The sequence below is a fragment of the Candidatus Nitrospira salsa genome (genome assembly GCF_965152625.1).
The window spans coordinates 1-20,018 of the sequence record NZ_CBCUCO010000005.1; the positions used below are offsets into that span (position 1 = coordinate 1).

The 20,018-nt window shown below is 47.6% G+C and carries 11 protein-coding genes; 5 read left to right on the forward strand and 6 right to left on the reverse strand.

The features are described from left to right. On the reverse strand, positions 1-102 hold a 102-nt coding region (locus ACWQXP_RS20550; RefSeq protein ID WP_454065160.1), incomplete at its 3' end, for a twin-arginine translocation signal domain-containing protein. 665 nt (positions 103-767) lie between these two features. Then, positions 768-2,330, reverse strand: a complete 1,563-nt coding sequence (locus ACWQXP_RS20555) for a sigma 54-interacting transcriptional regulator (RefSeq protein ID WP_454064753.1) — start codon at positions 2,328-2,330, stop codon at positions 768-770. A gap of 985 nt (positions 2,331-3,315) precedes the next feature. On the opposite strand from ACWQXP_RS20555, the gene ACWQXP_RS20560 reads away from it, so the two are divergent. Together ACWQXP_RS20560 and ACWQXP_RS20565 are read left to right on the forward strand one after the other, a co-directional pair. Next, entirely contained in the window at positions 3,316-3,753 is a 438-nt protein-coding gene (locus ACWQXP_RS20560; RefSeq protein ID WP_454064754.1) for a response regulator, read from the forward strand. A 388-nt stretch (positions 3,754-4,141) separates the two neighbouring features. Beyond that, on the forward strand, positions 4,142-4,846 hold the full coding sequence (locus tag ACWQXP_RS20565) for a hypothetical protein (protein WP_454064755.1): 705 nt from the start codon (positions 4,142-4,144) through the stop codon (positions 4,844-4,846). 307 nt (positions 4,847-5,153) lie between these two features. Here ACWQXP_RS20565 and ACWQXP_RS20570 read toward each other — a convergent pair whose 3' ends face one another. Continuing rightward, positions 5,154-6,128, reverse strand: a complete 975-nt coding sequence (locus ACWQXP_RS20570) for a zinc transporter ZntB (protein WP_454064756.1) — start codon at positions 6,126-6,128, stop codon at positions 5,154-5,156. 178 nt (positions 6,129-6,306) lie between these two features. On the opposite strand from ACWQXP_RS20570, the gene ACWQXP_RS20575 reads away from it, so the two are divergent. From ACWQXP_RS20575 to ACWQXP_RS20585, 3 genes are all read left to right on the forward strand, one after another. Further along, on the forward strand, positions 6,307-7,185 hold the full coding sequence (locus tag ACWQXP_RS20575; protein ID WP_454064757.1) for a mechanosensitive ion channel family protein: 879 nt from the start codon (positions 6,307-6,309) through the stop codon (positions 7,183-7,185). 165 nt (positions 7,186-7,350) lie between these two features. Continuing rightward, entirely contained in the window at positions 7,351-10,701 is a 3,351-nt protein-coding gene (gene treS, locus ACWQXP_RS20580; protein WP_454064758.1) for a maltose alpha-D-glucosyltransferase, read from the forward strand. 110 nt (positions 10,702-10,811) lie between these two features. Next, positions 10,812-12,764 carry an alpha-1,4-glucan--maltose-1-phosphate maltosyltransferase gene (locus ACWQXP_RS20585; RefSeq protein ID WP_454064759.1) on the forward strand — a complete coding sequence of 651 codons (1,953 nt, stop codon included), beginning with the start codon at positions 10,812-10,814 and terminating at the stop codon, positions 12,762-12,764. 46 nt (positions 12,765-12,810) lie between these two features. On the opposite strand, the gene ACWQXP_RS20590 is transcribed toward ACWQXP_RS20585, so the two are convergent. The 3 genes from ACWQXP_RS20590 to ACWQXP_RS20600 all read right to left on the reverse strand — a co-directional run bounded on the left by ACWQXP_RS20590 (position 12,811) and on the right by ACWQXP_RS20600 (position 19,673). Continuing rightward, positions 12,811-13,683, reverse strand: a complete 873-nt coding sequence (locus tag ACWQXP_RS20590) for a transglutaminase family protein (protein WP_454064760.1) — start codon at positions 13,681-13,683, stop codon at positions 12,811-12,813. A 32-nt stretch (positions 13,684-13,715) separates the two neighbouring features. Continuing rightward, positions 13,716-16,271 (reverse strand): circularly permuted type 2 ATP-grasp protein, encoded by a 2,556-nt coding sequence (locus ACWQXP_RS20595; RefSeq protein WP_454064761.1) that lies wholly within the window; start codon positions 16,269-16,271, stop codon positions 13,716-13,718. A gap of 78 nt (positions 16,272-16,349) precedes the next feature. Continuing rightward, positions 16,350-19,673: a transglutaminase family protein gene (locus tag ACWQXP_RS20600; protein WP_454064762.1), complete on the reverse strand. Its 3,324-nt coding sequence runs from the start codon at positions 19,671-19,673 to the stop codon at positions 16,350-16,352. Positions 19,674-20,018: the final 345 nt, after the last annotated feature.

Sequence of the window (20,018 nt, forward strand, 5' to 3'; positions counted from 1 at the left end):
TGGTTGCAAAGCTGTCAACGCCAGCGCCTTATCCGCCAACGCTACAGCCGCCACGGTTCCAGCGGACACTTTCAAAAATTGCCGCCGAGACAAAAATTTCATGCGATTCTCCTTTCACGAATACCATGATTAAGTGAGAATAAAATGTGTTGGATACAATGCAGGCTACACGCCCTCCTTTCTTTTTTAGGCAGAACAATCAGACAAAAAAAAATTTATAAATAACGCGATCGATGGCCATATGTATTCCTCAATTGCAACCAATCCATATTCATAAATAGCAACCTATGTGCCTGATACATATCATCAAGACAAAAAATCCAAAGCCATTGAAATACAGTGTCTTTTCACATATTTGTAAAGATTGAATGGTAATCCGTGGAGTTCTTAACCTTGAAAATTCAGCACAAGACAAATCAAGGCCGAGAATATTCATGGAACGATCTATGGATTACGGGGTGCGAAATGCGAGGGAAATTACCCCTAAAAAAACTTAAGGTTTCGGCGGAATCAAAAACTTCAGAGAATGAGAATCGTGTGAAATCTTCAGAGGAGAATCGTAAGACTCCGACCTCACAATTGCACTGAGAATATTTTGACAGAGAGAAAGAATCAGCTAATCAAGAGATGAAGATACGACAATAAGAAGGAGGGAAAAAGGTGAGCATGATGGTGAACACTTAACCAGAACAGGGGACTGACACAGGATCTTATCGCTTAAGACGGACCACAATCTTCAATCCTCCACTGCCAGCACATGCAAATCACTATGCAGATGAATATCGTGGACGGTGTATACCAAGCTTCTTAAGGCGGCTTCGGAGCGTGCCTGGATTCAACCCTAATTGCTTCGCCGCTCCTAACGGACCTTCAATGCGCCACTCGCTTCGTTCCAAGGCCTCAAGAATTCTCACCCGCTCCAGATCTTTGAGGTTTCTCGGCAATGGCTCTCCAGATTCAGGTCGAGGGGCATTTACTAATGTGTCATCTATGATTAATTCGGATGAATTCGAAAGAATCATCGCGCGTTCAAGCACGTTCTTCAGCTCTCGAATATTTCCCGGCCATGTGTACTGAATTAATCGTTCCAGGGTATCGGCTTCAATACTCTGACATTTACGCTTAAATTGCTGACAATACTGATTCATAAAGTATTCAGCTAACACGGGAATATCTTGGGGACGTTCACGGAGCGGGGGGGTTGTGATGGGGAACACATGCAGACGGTAATAGAGATCTGATCGAAATCGGCCATCGGCAATGGCTTGCGTTAAGTCATTGTTCGTGGCGGCAATCATTCGCACATCCACCGCAAGAGGCTTGGCACTTCCCACTCGATCCACCATGCCATCCTGCAAGACCAGCAACAATTTCGCTTGCGCTTCAATGGGCATTTCCCCAATCTCATCCAAAAATAAGGTACCACCATGAGCTAATTCAAACTTCCCTTGACGAGACTGTTCCGCTCCCGTGAATGCTCCTCTCTCATGACCAAATAATTCGCTTTCTACGAGACCAGATGGGATGGACGCACAATTGACACGGACAAACGGCTTCTCTCGACGTGGACTATGTTCGTGTACGTATCGGGCCAGCATCTCTTTGCCTGTCCCTGTCTCTCCCATAATCAAGACACTGGTTGCAGTTGGTGCGACAGCCCGGGCAAGCTCTAGCGTCTTTTTGAATTTCTCGCTCTTTCCAATCATGGAGCCGAGGTCATGTCGGCCCTTAATCTCTTCAAGCAAATAAGCATTTTCTCTCGCTAGCTGCTCACGGAGTTGACTGATTTCTTCATATGACTTGACATGATCAATGGAAAATGCAATTTGCGTAGCCACCTGCGTAAGAAACTCCACAGTCTCAGCATCCGGATCTCCAGACTGCACGCTCCCAATATTCAATGACCCTAAACACTGATCACGGACAAGCAATGGTATATTGATCATCCGCCCCAGACCTTCTTGAAAATACAAGTCGTCTTCTAAAAAAACTCGTTCGGACTGTAAGTGAGGCCGGACATGAATAGTTCGATGTTCATAGACCCAGCCAATCGCGCTGCCCTTTCTAGGAATAATTGTGTCGCACTTCAATTTGACAATTGGCATACTCGTTTCCACAGCATAAAATCGAAACGAATCGAGCTCAGCATCATATAAGGTAATCCCCGCTCGCTCCCACGCGATAATATCTTTGATATTGGTCGTAATGGCTCGCCAAAAACTTTCGGTATCCCGCTGTGAATTAAGAATATTTGAGACGACGAGTAACTTTCGGTAAAAACTCTGATCAATGCGGATCGAAGATACGTCCGGATCGTGCATTTCAGACATGTGGTTGTTCATTGGCATATGTCCCGCCTAAATCAAATGGTAAAAGATGATGACTAATGCTCACTTCTTGTTTGAAGCAAGGCTTGCGCTATAGCTGTTTCAACATCACTCAGGTGAGAAATGAAGAAGAGGAATGAAAATTAGGCTTTAATTGATCAAGCAATACATATAAAAAATCAAGTGACCTTCACGAGAATCAGTCACGAACAAGATAACCTAATTTTAATAGCAATACCGAGGCCAACCCTTGAAAAATTATAATATTATTTCACTGTTTTTGTACAATAATGAATTCCTAACATGATCAAGTAAATATAGAACTCCTAAATCATTGATTATTCATACATTTTAAGTTCATTGCAATGAATCACACTCATGAACTGGAGAACTTTACAATAAATCCATCACATTCCCTGCCATTCAAATTTCACGGCACATCCATGAATTATACGAAAAAATCAATGCCTACATTAGCTTAATTATTTAAACGCTCTCGTTTTTAACGATTTAATAATCTTTTTTCTTATTTTTTGACCACTTTTCTAGATCCTTGCCATTATTCCCTCTTGCCTCTCCAGCAAAAAACAGTACAGGAGACAACGATGAATTTTCACGGCTAGCCTTTATTGGAATTCAATACTATGACTCAAATGAGGGCCAAACTTTATTTTCTCCTTATCTGATAGAGAACAATTGCCTCACTCATTAAGTAACAATTCCTTTATCTTCCATATTCAGATACCCATGAAGTTCATCCTGAGAGGGATGTCACTTCCAGAAGATGTGCACTCTCACACACTATAGCCTGTGAATTTTCGCTCAATTCGCGTCATAAGCTCTTTCACCCTGGAACCCAGGATAGGTCCATACGGAGAAATTTCAGGAAAGATTCACCTCCCGAACACGTGTGATTACCTGGCACATTCTATGCTCCGTTTGATAGCACTGAACAAAATAACTTCAAGAGACAGAATATAGAAAACCAGTGGAACCGTTACACATAAAACATATCCTCATCGTAGATGATGATGCTGATATCAGACTGATCCTCAGCGATGCGCTAGAGAGTGCAGGCTATTCTTGCCTACAGGCTGAAAATAGTTTTCAAGCATTAAAAGAAATGGAACAATATCCCATTGATCTCATCATCACAGATCTGAACATGCCGGGTATGGATGGGCTTCAACTCATTGAAACTCTACTAAAAAGACATGACTCAACAGAGACCTTCCCCTTCATTCTCATAACAGGAGAATTAACCCAAGCCGTTCAACAACGAGCCCGAGAAGCCGGAGCCATCGCCACGCTCACCAAGCCCTTTTCAACGATGAAACTCGTACGGACGGTAACCGTTGCATACGCGAACATGAAAACCCATCGATCTCTTCACCAGACGATGCTTAGTGAACATATGTCACACTGATGCCGCGTTTTATCCCCACACATCATCCACCTTCAAGACTTACCTCCCGTCCTCTGTTCTCCTCACCATTACAGAACGCCTCCCATTCCTAGCTCTTTCCCCGCACACATCCAACTATTCATGACAGCAATGTCGAGCAAGCACTTCTTCATTTTTCCACCCTTCACTATTTTTCATCGTTAAAAACTTTGCCTCATAAATCCAATCGCCAACTCATCTCGTATTCATAAGCAACAGACCATCATCTTCCTTTGCAGACATGAAGAATGCAGAAAACAATTTCAAATTCATCAAATAGAAAGGAAACGACTATCGTTCCGGCATCTCAAAAAATTTTCATTCAGCACTTACGATTTTCATTCACTTCAACATTCAAGGAGGATCCATCATGAAACAGAACCGATTCGTATGCCGCCGTCAACACACCTGGACAGGATCAATCATCACCATGGCCATGCTGATGATGACCCTAGGAGGCGTCAATATCCTCACACCTATTGCCCAGGCTCAGACCATTTCTCCACAGCCTCAAATCCCACTCAATCGAGTCGTCTATGCAGCAAAATTTGTGTGTGGATTTAAACCCGGGTTCACCCCACCTCAGTCAAGAGTGCTTTTAGGACCCGCCGTCTATGACTATCGCGACTTTGAACCTGGAAGCTATGCCACTGCTCTGAATGTCATGTCCCCAGGAAACACCACGGTGACAGTCTTAGCCTCTGCGCCAGAGACATCAGCAAACCGTCCATTACGAGGCATCAATGTGGAATCAAGACAACTCTCAGGATTCAGTTCAGTGAAAATAGATTGTGAGGATATTGCACAGGCGCTCAATGGCCCGCTTCCGCAAGTTGCAGACAAAGAAGTGATCGAAGGATTTCTGTACATCACCCGACCTGTTGATGATCTGGTTGTCGAAGCCGTGTATTCGTATTCGTCTGAGATTGGGTCACTCGGTGGCGAACCACGGAACGAGGGAGGGATCGGCGTTGGGAGTTCTATTCATGTGCAAAGCATAGAACCGAAATCCTATAGGGTGCAATTTGAAATTGATAGAGAAGTTCTTGAGCCTCCATTTAAGCTGCGCCCTTGAAGGGCTGACCAGTTACTAAAAGAGTCCACAGCCATCTAAGAGGAGGCAGGTCGCACATGATAAGAACTCTTTAGAGCTCCTATCGCGACTCTGCCTCCTACCTTTCACCGACTCGTATAACGCACCATTTTTCCAGGCTTCTCATGGGCATGTATCGTTACTGAAACAAATTCGTTAGCACGAAATTTGGCCAGAAACAAAGACCGACGAAGTATCCGAAAAAATAAGATCAATCGCGATAGGCACAAGACCTTTCTAAGTCCTTCGATGGCTTAGAAAGGTCTTGTGGTATGAATACAAACCGGCATCATAACCATTTCAACCAACGAAAGACACCGACGAGAAGCAAACCCGAAAAGGTTAAGGACACACAGACAAAAACAAATGCTCCGGGATTTTCAGATCCGGGGATACCGCCAACATTGATTCCCAATAATCCAGTCACAAACGTAATGGGAAGAAAAATTCCCGCTAATACGGTGAGGATATACATCGTTTTATTCATTTGTTCAGACAATTTACCTGTCAACTCTTCTTGCATGACGCCCATACGGTCGCGAGCGGCATCGAGATCTTCGACGTAGCGAATGAGGTGATCAGCCACTTCTCGGATTCTCGCACGATGGGTAGAGGTCAACCATGAAAGTTGAGCAAGATGAAGATGTGCCACGACTTCCCGCTGGGGGGAAATATACCGGCGAAGTGAAATGATCTGCCGTCGGAGAGCGCCAAGCCGGCTGCGAAGCTGGTAGCTCGCTTGCCCAATGATCTGTTCTTCCAGATCATCAATTTCTTCGTCCAACTGGCTCACCACAGGCGCCATGCGCTCCATTAATCGATCCGATAAAACGGTTAGCAAATCACCCGGCGTCTTTGGCCCCTTCTGCGCCGCGAGGCTTGCTTGAATATCTTGAATCGTCATTAACGGACGGTGTCGAACGGTGATGACACGATCAGGTTGAATATAGAGACGAATCGAAATCATATCTTCCGGGTCTGCTCCAGGATTCAAATTCACCCCTCGAAGCGTAATGAATAAACTGTCATCAAAGACCATACTTCGAGGTCGTGTCTCTTCTTCAAGAAGCGCTTCAGCAATGAGAGGACTCAGCCCACTCTCTTGCTGAAGCCAATGTCGACTATCTGCTCCCGTCCGATCAAGATGAACCCACAGTGCGCCCTGTGCGGAAGTCCACGTTTTGATTTCATTCCACGTCAACGACTGAGCGCCTCCGTCTCCGGTCAACCGGCAAGCAAATACAAGTCCTTGTTCCGTTGTCATAAGGCTCCCCTTGTTCCTCAAATAATCCAAGACAGTATAGTTGCTCCCATTGTAAACCAATACCAGAGAAGTGCCCAGCGGAAAAGACACCTGACGTGCTTTGTTGGAACGGCTCCCCATTGTATGATCTCAAAACAATTGAAATGTGACGGATTCTTCATGATGAAAGGAGTACGGTATGTCAGTTGCCACATGGACCACTGTTCTTGCGTTCATGAACTATTCAATAATTACCGTGAATCAAACCCCCATCACCGTGTCATCTCTTCTCATTTTTTGTGCAACGCTTAGCCTTGCGATCATCGCAAGCAAAATGGCGCGAATCTTTCTTGAACGACGAGTCTTGTCTCGCCTTCAGCTGAGTGCCGGCACTCATTATACCCTCATTCGAATGGTTCAATACCTTCTCTGGCTTGTGGGAGGCTTGATTGCCTTTCAATTTATTGGCATTGATCTCAGTAGTATTGCCGTGATTTTTGGGTTTTTATCCGTCGGGATTGGTTTTGGACTTCAAAATCTCACGTCAAACTTTATTGCGGGACTGATGCTGTTATTTGAACGACCCATTATTGTTGGCGACCGCGTTACGGTCGGCGGTATTGAAGGCGATGTCCTGGGAATTAACATCAGATCAACCACGATTCGCTCATTGAACAACATGTCGATTATTGTTCCCAATGCCGAGTTCATCTCCGGGACTGTCACCAATTGGTCTCATAGTGATCCACGAACGCGGGTCGAAATCGATGTTGGGGTTTCCTATCAGTCAGACTTACAAACGGTTATCCAAGCCCTCTTGGAAGCAGGGTCCGAACATCCGGAAGTCTTACCAGATCCGAAACCAAAAACCTGGCTCATGAGTTTTGGAGATAGTTCTTGGAATATGAGGTTGCTCGTGTGGCTGAATTCGCCCAAAAACCGTATGCAAGTCATTTCAGATGTCAATGGTGCGATTGTCGAAAAGTTTCGGGACCGGAGTGTTGAAATTCCATTTCCACAGCGTGACCTTCACCTCAGGACATTTCCGTTGTCTTTTCCAGCCAAAGACCCAACATAAATGGTATATTTGTGCTAGTCCAATTATATTGGCACAATAGGAGTAACCCTGTTCGCGTTCTGAAGCTGGCGTCCCAACCATGTGGATATAATGGAACGAATGAACACATGATAATCATGCAAGCCGAGAATACATGTTCTCAATTTGACATTTCTGGGAGGTACGATGGCTGACAAGCGTAAGAACGTCGAAACATTAGAACACGATCCTCTTTGGTATAAGGATGCCATTATCTATGAATTACACGTTCGTGCATTTCATGATAGTAACACCGACGGTGTAGGAGATTTCCGTGGATTGACAGAGAAGTTAGACTACTTGCAAGATTTGGGCGTCACCACCATTTGGCTCTTGCCGTTTTGTCCATCCCCATTACGCGATGACGGATACGACATTGCGGACTTTACGAACATCCACCCCTCCTACGGAACTCGACGGGACTTTCGTGCGTTCGTGCGTGAGGCTCATCGTCGAGGACTTCGAGTCATTACAGAACTGGTCGTCAATCACACGTCAGATCAGCACCCATGGTTTCAACGCGCGCGTCGATCAGCACCAGGCAGCAAATGGCGGAACTTTTATGTCTGGAGCGAGACAGGGGAAGAATACAAAGACACTCGTATCATTTTTAAAGATACCGAATATTCCAACTGGACATGGGATCCCGTTACCAATGCGTACTACTGGCATCGGTTTTTCTCTCACCAGCCAGACCTCAACTATGACAGTCCTGATGTTCAACGCGCAATCTCCGAAGTCCTGGATTTCTGGCTTGACATGGGCGTTGACGGACTTAGGCTGGATGCGGTGCCATACCTTTACGAGCGTGAAGGAACAAATTGCGAAAACCTTCCTGAGACCCATGTCTATCTCAAACAACTTCGTAAGCATGTTGAAAAAAAATTTGACGACCGTATGCTACTGGCTGAAGCCAACCAATGGCCGGAAGATGCCGCAGCCTATTTTGGTGAGGGTGACGAATGTCACATGAATTTCCATTTCCCGCTCATGCCTCGGCTCTTTATGGCGATGCAGATGGAGGATCGATTTCCTATCATTGATATTCTGGAACAAACGCCAGACATTCCTGAAAATTGTCAATGGGCACTATTTCTCCGCAATCATGATGAATTGACATTAGAAATGGTGACGGATGAAGAACGGGACTACATGTATCGAATGTTTGCCCACGACAACAAAGCTCGCATCAACCTCGGCATTCGCCGTCGATTGTCTCCCCTCCTCGGTAATGATCGAAAAAAAATCGAACTCATGTACAGCCTTCTATTTTCCATGCCAGGGACACCAGTCATTTATTACGGCGAAGAAATCGGGATGGGCGATAACTATTACCTCGGAGATCGGAATGGCGTTCGAACGCCAATGCAATGGAATGCTGATCGCAATGCCGGATTTTCGAGAGCCAATCCACAAAAGCTCTATCTTCCCATCATCATTGATCCGGAATACCACTATGAGGCGATCAACGTCGAGTTACAACAAAATAATGCCCAATCCCTCTTGTGGTGGATGAAACGAATGCTGTCTATTCGCAAGCAGTTCAAAGTCTTCGGACGAGGAGATATTCAATTCTTTCATCCGGCCAATCGAAAAGTCTTAGTCTACCTCCGGCAATTTGGTGAGGAACGTGTCTTAATCGCGGCAAATCTTTCCCGCTATGCCCAGTGCGTCGAACTTGACCTTTCAAAATACAAAGGGATGGTCCCAACTTCGATATTTGGACAGACACAATTCCCTCCAATTGGGGATTTACCGTATTTCCTGACATTAAGTGGCCACACCTTTTATTGGTTTCAACTCCAAATGTTGGGATCTGACGCAACGCGAAATCTCCCTGATGAGTCCAGAGAAATCCCGGAACTGACCACCACACGTGATTGGGATCATTTGCCCACGAGTCGAGACAAGATTCGCCTGGAAGCCATTCTTCCAGAGTATTTGCGACGATGCCGTTGGTTTGGAGGAAAAGCGCGAATCATTCAAGGAGTCAATATTCTTGAAACGGTCTCCATTCCCAATGAAGATCCACTGGTGATTCTCTGTTTGATTCGAGTGGAATATACAGAAGGTGAATCAGAAACCTATTGCTTCCCGCTTCGATTCATTACCCACGAAGAAGCCAAACATCTGACGGATACTCCGGCTCTCCTGGCTGACCTTACCATCAGACAGAAAGGGCAAGAAGAACGGCACGGCATGTTATGCGATGCCATCTATACCTCAGCGTTTTTGTCACACTTGCTTGACAGTATGACGCGTGGGCGACGGTATAATGGACCATTGGGAGATTTCATAGCGGGATCGGTTCGAACATTTCGACGCCAACTCACAGCACAACGGCCACACCTGATTCCCTCACTGCTCCGGGGAGAACAGAGTAATAGTTCAATCGCCTACGGGAGTGAATTTATCTTGAAATTATTCCGACGTCTTGACGTCGGAGTCAACCCGGACTGGGAAATCGGGCGATATTTATCAGTAAAAGGCTTTCCCCATATCGCACCGGTTGCCGGTCAGTTGGAATACCAACGAGATAATGGTGAGACCCTGACGATTGGTATTCTTCAACAATATATGATGAACGAAGGCGATGCATGGCGATACACCCTGGATGAGTTGAGTCGATACTATGAAACCGCGTCGACTCACCCCACAGAGATGACATCTTCGATGATCCCGCAAGTTCATCTTTCAGCCTTACTGCATGAACCTGTCCCGCAGTTGGCCAAAGAATTCATCGGTCCCTACCTCGAAGAAGTCAGACTGTTAGGGATTCGTACTGGAGAACTGCACCTGGCCTTAGGTGCTGAAGCGGATGATCAAAATTTTACGCCGGAACCGTTCACTGATTTCTATCGACGAAGTTTGTATCAAAGCATGGTGGGATTGGCGAATCAAAACCTGCCACTCTTACGTCAGCGACTCAAAACTCTACCAGAACCTCTCCAGGCGTCCGCCAAAAAATTCCTGAGTATGGAAACGACTTTACGAAAACGTTTTCAGCCAATTCGTGACCGAAAAATCAAAGCCATGCGCATTCGTTGTCATGGAGATTACCATCTCGGGCAAGTCCTCTATACCGGGAAAGACTTTATCATTATTGACTTTGAAGGCGAACCCGCTCGCGCCTTGAGCGTGCGACGACTCAAGGAGTCACCACTTCGGGATGTGGCCGGCATGTTGCGCTCGTTTCACTATGCGGCCTATTCCAGTCTGGTCGGCCAAGTCGCGGGCGTCCGACCCGAAGACTTTGCCGCCTTAGAACCTTGGGCAAGATACTGGCAATGCTGGGTCAGCGCCACATTCTTAAACGCCTACCTCTCTGTGACCAAGGACGCGCATTTTCTTCCCCAAAATACCGATGACCTGTTTGTCTTATTGGATGCCTATATTATTCAAAAAGCGATCTATGAATTGGGGTATGAATTGAATAATCGTCCTGATTGGGTGGGAATCCCATTAGACGGCATACAACAAATACTTGAGGTCGACTGAGCAGGATTTCATGCCTACTCTCACGTAAATCTCACAAAAAGAATCAGTGGTTGGCATCGTGCAGATCATCCACATTGGAAAATCTTTATCGTTTCCTGAAGGAGTGCATTATGAACAAGCTCCCTAAATCGCTACAACCTCTCATCATTGAATACGTCGAGCCTGAACTTGATGGAGGGCGCTATCCGGTCAAGCGCATCGTTGGAGACACCCTTGAGGTCACGGCCGATATTTTCAAAGAAGGGCATGACACGCTAGGCGCGATCCTCCGCTACAAAGTTATTGGACAAAAAGAGTGGCAGGAAACACCCATGCAACATGTCGATAATGATCGATGGGCTGGTTCATTTATCCTTTCTGAAAACACTCGTTATCTGTACACTGTTGGCGCCTATGTGCAAAGTTTTGAATCATGGCGACGTGAACTCCGGAAAAAACATGGAGCGATCTCGGATCTTTCAAGTGAACTCTTGGAAGGAAAAGATCAGATCACCCATACGATGACCCGCGCAAAAGGCGAGGGGAAAGCCAAGCTCAAACTTTGGCTCCAACAATTCTCCTCCGCCTCCGATCAAGAAAGTCAAATTACGATCGCGTTGGATTCAGAGTTAGCGACTCTGGTTGCGGAACATGAAGTTCGTTTTGCTTGGACCACCTACGCACGAAATTTAGAAGTGGTGGTAGACCGACGACGTGCGAGCGTTGGAGCGTGGTATGAGATTTTCCCCAGATCTGAAGGCACGGAAGAAGGAAAAGGCGGAACCTTTCTCGACTGTGAAAGGCGGCTTCCGCTTATTCGCGAAATGGGATTTGATGTGCTGTACCTCACGCCGATTCATCCAATTGGCGATACGAATCGAAAAGGCCGTAATAATAGTCTGAAAGCCGAACCCAACGACCCTGGAAGCCCTTGGGCTATCGGGAGCGTCCATGGCGGACATGATGCCGTGGAACCTGCATTAGGAACCATAGAAGATTTCGTGCGCTTTCAAACAGCGGTGCATAAACACGACATGGAAATTGCGTTAGACTTTGCGATTAACGCCACGCCGGATCATCCGTATGTCGCAGAACATCCCGAATGGTTCAAACAACGGCCGGACGGTTCAATCAAATACGCAGAAAATCCACCCAAAAAATATGAAGACATTTATGCGCTGGATTTTTACTCTGACGCGTGGCAGAAAATATGGCAGGAAATGAAACGCGTCCTGCTCTTTTGGATTAACCATGGAGTCAAGATTTTTCGCGTCGACAATCCTCACACCAAACCGGTCATCTTTTGGGAATGGCTCATTCGAGAAATTCAGTTACCACATCCTGATGTGATATTCTTGGCGGAGGCCTTCACGCGACCCAAAATGATGCGCGTCCTCGCCAAGGCTGGCTATACGCAATCGTATACGTATTTCACATGGCGTAATACCAAACAAGAAATGACTGAATATGTCACGGAGTTAACGCAAACTTCGATGATTGAGTATTTTCGTCCAAACTTTTTTGCCAATACGCCAGACATTCTTCCGGAAATTTTACAACAAGCAGGACAGCCAGCATTTAAATTTCGTTTCGTGCTTGCAGCCACCCTTTCACCAACGTATGGCATCTATAATGGGTACGAGCTATGTGAAAATCGAGCGATTCCAGGAACCGAGGAATATCAGGATTCTGAAAAATATGAAATTCGGCACTGGGATTGGGACCGTCCGGGCAATATTCGAAACTATATTACCCGAATCAATCGCATCAGACAAGAACATCCGGCGTTACAGCTCTTCAGAAACATACAATTCTACCTCGCAGACAACGAGTACATTCTGTTTTTTGGAAAAATGACTGACGATAAATCAGACATGCTCCTGATTGCGGTGAATATGGATCCGTATACGGTTCAGGAAGCCAAACTGACGATTCCTCTCGAAGATATGGGCATTGGTGAACACGAGACATATACCATGCACGAACTGATTCAGGACTATCGACATGAAGTGGTGGGCAGCGAATATATCATTCGCTTGGATCCCAACAAAGAACCCGCGGCCATCTTTGACATTCACCGCTGAGCGTGAGCACAGTGGGAGAGACAAGAGGCGTGAAGAACGTACATACCTACTCGACGGGACTGACATCAACCGCGACGGACACTGTATGCTCTCCCCCACCAACCATGAAGCCATTAATAGGGCTGACATCTCCATAGTCGCGTCCCCATGCAAGGGTAATGTGTTCATTACCCGGAATCATATTGTTCGTTGGGTCAAAATCAATCCATCCAAAATCTGGACACCAAGCTGAAATCCAGGCATGCGAAGCATCAGCTCCCGCTAATTTCTCTTTCCCTTCAGGGGGATGGGTTAACAGGTAGCCACTAATGTACCGTGCCGGCAAGCCAAGGCTCCGGAGCAAGGCAATTTCTAAATGTGCGAAGTCTTGACAGACGCCCTGCTTCTTTTCGAGAACTTCATCAACGGGGGTTGAAACATCGGTCACACCGCCTTCATACCGAAACTCTTGAAAAATTCGACTCGTTAACTCCATCACGGCTGCGAGCAACGGTCTCCCAGGCGGAAAACACTCGAGCACATAATCATACGTCGCATCATTACTCACCACGTAAGGAGAGTTATAGACAAATTGTTGAGCTTCCTGTACCGCCGGATCTTGCAGTAGCTGAAGATCGCTCACTACCTGATCCCACGGCCGACTGCTATCTAAGAGTATCGATTCTCCCGAAAGAACATTAATCTGTGAACTGGCAGACACGACGAGCTTCGCGTGAGGTTCTTGAATCGTCAGATACATCATGGGGTTGCCAAAAAAATCAAAACCGTCAGAACGACCTGACGGTGCAGGCTCGACAAGAATCGTAGAACGAACCGTATGCTGCCGTGGGTGGATACGCGGAAGTAAGCGCAGAATGTGATGAGAAATGGCCACAGGTTGCGTGTAGGTAAATGTGGTTCTATGGCTCACCTGATACATGACGGATTACCCCCCTCATCCATGAGAGTCGTCTATACACGTTTTGGCATTGAATGGCTAAAATACATGTGCATCACTTCATCGGATAATTTTTTCACTCCCTGTTCAAGTTGACGAATCAGTCGTTCAAGATGTGACCGAATTCCGCTTTTTGGATTCAGGTCAGACAGCCGAACCATATCGGCTAGTCGAAGGTCGGTACATAAACGGGTTGTCGTCTGTTGCGCTGGAGTCAACGTCGCCTGAGATCGATCATGGGGTAAAATCTCTAAATGTGTCTCAAATGTCACCAATTGAAAAATGACTGATCGCGGATTCGTTTCATCCGCAAGCAAAAGATCCAACACCGCCGCAAGATTGGCTTCTGATTTGTAACGGGTTCGATAGGTAATATAACTGTCCGCAAGTTCCAACAGTAGATTCAATGCCCCGGTTGCTTCGGGCGTGCCGCGGGTCGTCAGATGACGCACTAACTTTGAAAGATGACGAACACGTTCTAAGCGCCGGCCCATTTCCAAAAATCTCCAGGCATAACTTCTGGTCATATTCTCCATGACCATCCCGTTCAGTGCCGCGAGATGCTGAATCATACGACTGAGCAAGCGAATCGTATCGTCGATGCTATGCCCTTTGGTCCGTCTCCACTCTTGAGGAATATTGGTTAATTCCATAAGAATTTTCCAAGTATCGATTGATAACCGTTCGCGAACACGATCCGCTGTCAGACGCACATTAATCAGAATCTTGGCGAGCCCGTCTGGTGAATCAGGATCAAACAGAATGGTTCGTAACTCTCGCTCGACCGCCTGTGCACCACCGACCAATACACGCCTCGCACGTCGTTGAGAGAGGTGCTCTTGGACAACAAGCAACGAAACAAGCCGATGCAGCGTATCGGGATCTGCGCCAAGTTCCGACGCCCCACTTAACCGTTCCACGAGACTTCGAAGGACTCGAATCGCCCCCTCTGCTCGTTCAAGATATCGACCAAACCAGAAAAAGTTATCGGCAGTACGACTGGGTAAATCTTGGCCACCTCGCCGTAAATGAAGTGCTTGAGGAGCATGTGGCACAATATTCGGAACATTCTCATGTCCCTCCCATAGCATCCACGTATCTTTACTGAAATCTCCGGGTTCATGCCAATGCCCACGCGGATCTGACTGGACAGACACTCGTGTGAGACCACCGGGCATCACAGTATATCCGTGAGGTGAGGCCGTGATATACATACGCAACGTCATGGGCACGGGCTTGAGTTCCTCTTGGTTGGACCAGAATGGTGCCGTTGACGGTGAGACGATTTCTCGACCGACAAATTCGTGACCACGGCGAGTAATAGCTTGACGTAACATATCCCGTGATTGCTGCGAAAGATCCGGACCAAAGGAGCTGAGACGACTTGGAGTGGCAGTCCGTGCTGTCGACAGCACTCGTCGAATCATAAGTTGATCAAGCCTCTCGAGCACCAGTGCCCGTTCTTTTGGTTGACCGCACCACCAGGTCGCCACACTCGGAATTTTCAACCCTTCACCAAAAAAGTACTGACAGACTCCGGGAAGGAAGCTAAGCAGCACTTCACTGTCAACGAGACCACTACCCAGGGCATTGGCCATCGTCACGTGTCCGGCACGAATCGCCTGCATCAACCCTGGAACCCCAGCGTAGGAGTCGGTACTGAGCTCCAAGGGATCGCATAAATCGGAATATATACGTCGAAGAACCAAATCAACCGGCTTCAATCCTTCAACCGTCTTGAGGAACAGTCGAGAATCGCGCATCGTGAGATCAGACCCTTCGACTACTGGATACCCAAGATAGCGAGCCAAATAGGCATGTTCAAAATACGTCGTATTCTGTGGACCTGGCGAGAGAACCACGGCTAAGGGATCGTCACGTTGGGCAAATTGTAAGAAATGCTCGCTGAATGTCTGGAAAAAGGCCGAGAGATGTTGGACGGGAGTCTGGGTAAAGACATTTGGTAACGCCCGGGAAACAATCATGCGATTCTCAAGCGCGAACCCCGCACCAGTCGGCGCTTCCGTTCGATCCCTCAAGATCCACCACTGACCGTCTGGTGAACGAGCAAGATCCACAGCAAGAAAATGCAGATACGTTCCGCCCTGGACAGGAATACCATGACAAGGCCTGAGGAATTGGGGATTCCCATGGACGACCGCTGGTGGAAGGATGCCATTCTTAATCAACTGTTGTGGACCGTAAAGATCATTGAGGATGTGGTTCAATAAACGCGCACGTTGTATTAGTCCCTCTTCCAGCTGCTGCCACTCTGTCTGACTGATGAGTAAGGGAAAAAGATCAAGTTGCCAGGGCCTTGCAGGCTGTTGATTCTCCTGACGAGCCAGGTAGGTCATTCCATCATCGTGGAGCATACGAGCGGCTGTTTCATGCGCCTGTCGTCGCGCAGCCTGTCCTAATCCACTAAACGTGTTGAGGAGCCCTTGCCAATGTGGACGGACTGAGCCCTCCGATGACACCAACTCATCAAATGTGTTTTCTTGAGGAGGATAGATAATGGGTAAGCCCTGTGACGTGTCTGATTGATCGCGCGAATAAGACGTCTTCATCGTTGCCTAGAAAAAACAGAGGGAGATCGACTGCTGCGCTTGAAACATCGTCATAATGGAAGAGAGAAAACTTGACATCTATGTTGACCACCGAAGATCCAGGGTATACGGAAACTCCGGTCGCGATTCATCGACAGGTTCCTCGTACGTGCCCCCAGTGTGTCCAAACGGAAAGAATCTTGCCAATCGACGACTTTCCGCTTCATAGGCATTGACCGGAAACTGTTCAAAATTTCGTCCGCCGGGATGAGCGACATGATAGGTACATCCTGCAATGGCCCGCCTCGACCAACGGTCATAGACATCAAAGACGAGTGGCGAATGAATTCCAATAGACGGATGCAGACTCGCCGAGGGCTTCCAGGCTCGATATCGGACCCCTCCAACAGCTTCGCCTTGGCGCCCAGTGGGTACCAGCGGCACTCGACGACCGTTGCAGGTTACTATATAGCGGTTTTCGGTCAAACCAGAAAGTTTGACCTGCAGACGTTCCACAGACGAGTCGACATGACGGACCGTGCCTCCGGCGGCACCTTCCTCCCCCATCACATGCCAGGGTTCCAGCGCTTGTCGGACTTCAAGCATAACACTCCCGTAAGAAATTGATCCATAAAGTGGGAATCGAAATTCAATATGAGGAGCAAACCATTCCGCCTGTAATTCGTACCCAGCGTGATTCATATCGGCCACAACATCACGAAGATCCTGTTCGATGAAATACGGCAGCATAAAACGATCATGTAACTGTGTCCCCCATCGGACCAATTCACCAGAGTCTGGATCCTTCCAAAAGCGTGCAATTAGCGCCAACAGGAAGAGCTGTTGGACAAGACTCATTCGTTCATGTGGAGGCATCTCGAAACCGCGGAATTCGACAAGGCCCAATCGCCCAGTCGGACCGTCCGGGGAATAGAGTTTATCGATGCAAATCTCCGTTCGGTGCGTATTGCCACTCACATCAATTAACAGATTTCGAAAAATACGGTCGACAAGCCATGGTGGCGTGAATGTCTCTTCCTGAAATGTTGGGATCTGCTTGAAGCCGAGCTCTAATTCATACAATGAATCATGTCGTGCTTCATCGATTCGAGGAGCTTGACTGGTCGGCCCGATAAATAACCCGGAAAATAAATACGACAACACCGGATGGCGCTGCCAATAGGCAATGAGACTTCTCAGAAGATCAGGCCGTCGAAGAAAGGGACTATCGGCAGGCGTCTCACCTCCAAACACGACATGGTTCCCACCGCCGGTTCCCGTGTGGCGTCCATCAAGCATAAATTTTTCGGTCCCTAAACGACACAATCGGGCATCTTCGTAAATCCCCGCGGTTATGGCAATCATCTCATCCCAAGATCTCGCAGGATGAATATTCACCTCAAGTACACCAGGATCTGGCGTAATTTTTAAAACACTGACTCGAGGGTCATACGGAGGAGTGTAGCCTTCGAGATGAACGGGTATGTTGAGTTCAAGCGCCGTATCTTCGACCGCCGTCACTAGATCCATGTAGTCTTCTACCGTTTCCACCGGCGGCATAAACACACACAGATGATGATCGCGAACTTCAACCGCCAGGGATGCTCGAACAATCCGCTCTTCCCCATGACCACTGACTTGGCCAACCAACTGCTGAGGATCACTAGGACGCTCCTGTTGCCCATGCTGGCGACGCTGAAAAGGTTGGCGACGCGCATTCGGCTTTGGAAAAGCTTCACGATGATCAAACGGATCGTTGGCAATGATATACGGATACTCATTCGGGGCAAGCGGAGGAAGAGAGGGTAACGGCAAACGAAATCCAATCGGTGAATCCCCAGGCACGAGAAAGAGTTGACCGCTCCGTGTTGACCAGGATTCACTGAACCAGCGTCGACCTTGATCGACGCTATTCCATCGTTGAAGCGGCAACACATATCCAGCCGGTTCGCCTAGCCCGCGTTCAAACACTTTGGCCAAACGGTGACGCGCCATCGGATCATTAAGATTATTCGTGGCGGGATCAAGGTTTTCTGGAAGTTTTCGTTCCTGCGAAAGAAAATGCCAAGGGTCTTCAAACACCGTGTGGATGGCCTTCGTACCAACCTCTACACGATCAGCAATGCCTTCCATAAATGTTTGCGCATCTTGCATTGTGACAGAAACATCATCTCCTCCACTTGCAATGAGATGATCGTGCCCCCAAAGCGGTTGCCCATCATTTCGCCAATAGAGCGCCATAGCCCAACGTGGAAGTTGTTCGCCTGGATACCACTTTCCTTGCCCGAAGTGAAGCAACCCCTGAGGAGCAAATCGCTGACGAAGCCGATTCATGAGATCCATGGCCAGTTTGCGTTTCGTTGGACCAACCGCCTCGGTATTCCATTCAGGGGCATCGGGAAAATCAAGAGACACAAACGTCGGCTCACCGCCGATCGTCACCCGAACATCATTGTCGTGTAACTCATGATTGACCTTATGGCCAAAACGATCAATGTCTTTCCATTGCTCATCCGTATAGGGTTTGGTCACGCGTGGAGTTTCTGCAATGCGACGAACCGACATATCAAACGCGAAATCAGTTTTGCAGGGTTCCATTGCACCACTAATCGGAGCGGCAGTCGTTGGATGAGGGGTGGCGGCGAGAGGAATATGACCTTCACCGGCCAACAAGCCAGAAGTTGGATCCATCCCGACCCATCCTGCTCCCGGCAGATACGCTTCGACCCAGGCGTGAAGATCCGTAAAATCTCGTTCAGGACCCGAGGGGCCATCTAGCGACGGCATATCAGCGACTAATTGAATGAGATAGCCTGAGACAAAGCGACTGGCAATGCCCAGGTGTCGAAGAATTTGAACCAGGAGCCATCCCGTATCACGACAGGACCCACGCGCAAGCGTCAACGTCTCTTCAGGGGATTGCACCCCCGGCTCCATACGAACGACATACTCGATTTGTTGCTTGAGCCCTTGATTCAGGCTCACCAAAAATGGCACGGTCGCGTCTTGTTGCGGATACTGAAAATTCTTCAACCACGCTTCCAGACGCGGTCCAGGCGTCTCAGTCACCAGATACGGCTGAAGGTCGTGTGTTAACAGGGGATCGTAGGTAAATGGTAAAGTCTCCGCATCGGGCTCAAGGAAGAAATCAAACGGATTGTACACTACCATATCGACGACAAGATCAACTTCAATGTGAAACTCCGTGATCTTGTCTGGAAAGACCACGCGTGCAAGATAGTTCCCATGTGGATCTTGTTGCCAATTCAGAAAATAGCCGTCGGGATTGAGCTTCAAAGCATAACTCAAGACCGGAGTTCGACTATGCGGGGCAGGACGTAATCGAATAACCTGTGGGCCCATCAAAATCGGCCGATCGTATTGGTAATGCGTCTGATGATTGAGAGCAATGTGAAGTGCCATAGAAATCAATTCTTAGAAATCAGGAAAACTGTAACCGAGTCTTGGGATGGTCGCGCCATCTGAGAGGAATGTCCATGTGCATGCTACTCACCCACACTACCAGAAATACCGATTTCATCCTAGCATGTTCCCTGCGACTTTTCATTGATTCACCGTTGGCCATTGAGACGACTAAATATTCCTCATCAGTTTTGACTATACTGGCGTTTGATGTACACTGAGAGAGGATTCCTCTGCCAAATTTTCCAGACCTAGGCTGTATTATTTACAGACTGGGTCTCTTTATGTGGATGCTCACAGCCCGAATGCACGTAAATCCTGGAGGCTTTATTCATCATATGAGAA

What these genes read in the sequence shown, in the direction of transcription:
- ACWQXP_RS20595 (WP_454064761.1), bottom strand. Translation starts at nt 16,271, where the DNA reads ATGAAGACGTCTTATTCGCGCGATCAATCAGACACGTCACAGGGCTTA.
- ACWQXP_RS20565 (WP_454064755.1), top strand. Translation starts at nt 4,142, where the DNA reads ATGAAACAGAACCGATTCGTATGCCGCCGTCAACACACCTGGACAGGA.
- ACWQXP_RS20555 (WP_454064753.1), bottom strand. Translation starts at nt 2,330, where the DNA reads ATGTCTGAAATGCACGATCCGGACGTATCTTCGATCCGCATTGATCAG.
- ACWQXP_RS20575 (WP_454064757.1), top strand. Translation starts at nt 6,307, where the DNA reads ATGTCAGTTGCCACATGGACCACTGTTCTTGCGTTCATGAACTATTCA.
- ACWQXP_RS20590 (WP_454064760.1), bottom strand. Translation starts at nt 13,683, where the DNA reads ATGTATCAGGTGAGCCATAGAACCACATTTACCTACACGCAACCTGTG.
- treS (WP_454064758.1), top strand. Translation starts at nt 7,351, where the DNA reads ATGGCTGACAAGCGTAAGAACGTCGAAACATTAGAACACGATCCTCTT.
- ACWQXP_RS20570 (WP_454064756.1), bottom strand. Translation starts at nt 6,128, where the DNA reads ATGACAACGGAACAAGGACTTGTATTTGCTTGCCGGTTGACCGGAGAC.
- ACWQXP_RS20585 (WP_454064759.1), top strand. Translation starts at nt 10,812, where the DNA reads ATGAACAAGCTCCCTAAATCGCTACAACCTCTCATCATTGAATACGTC.
- ACWQXP_RS20600 (WP_454064762.1), bottom strand. Translation starts at nt 19,673, where the DNA reads ATGGCACTTCACATTGCTCTCAATCATCAGACGCATTACCAATACGAT.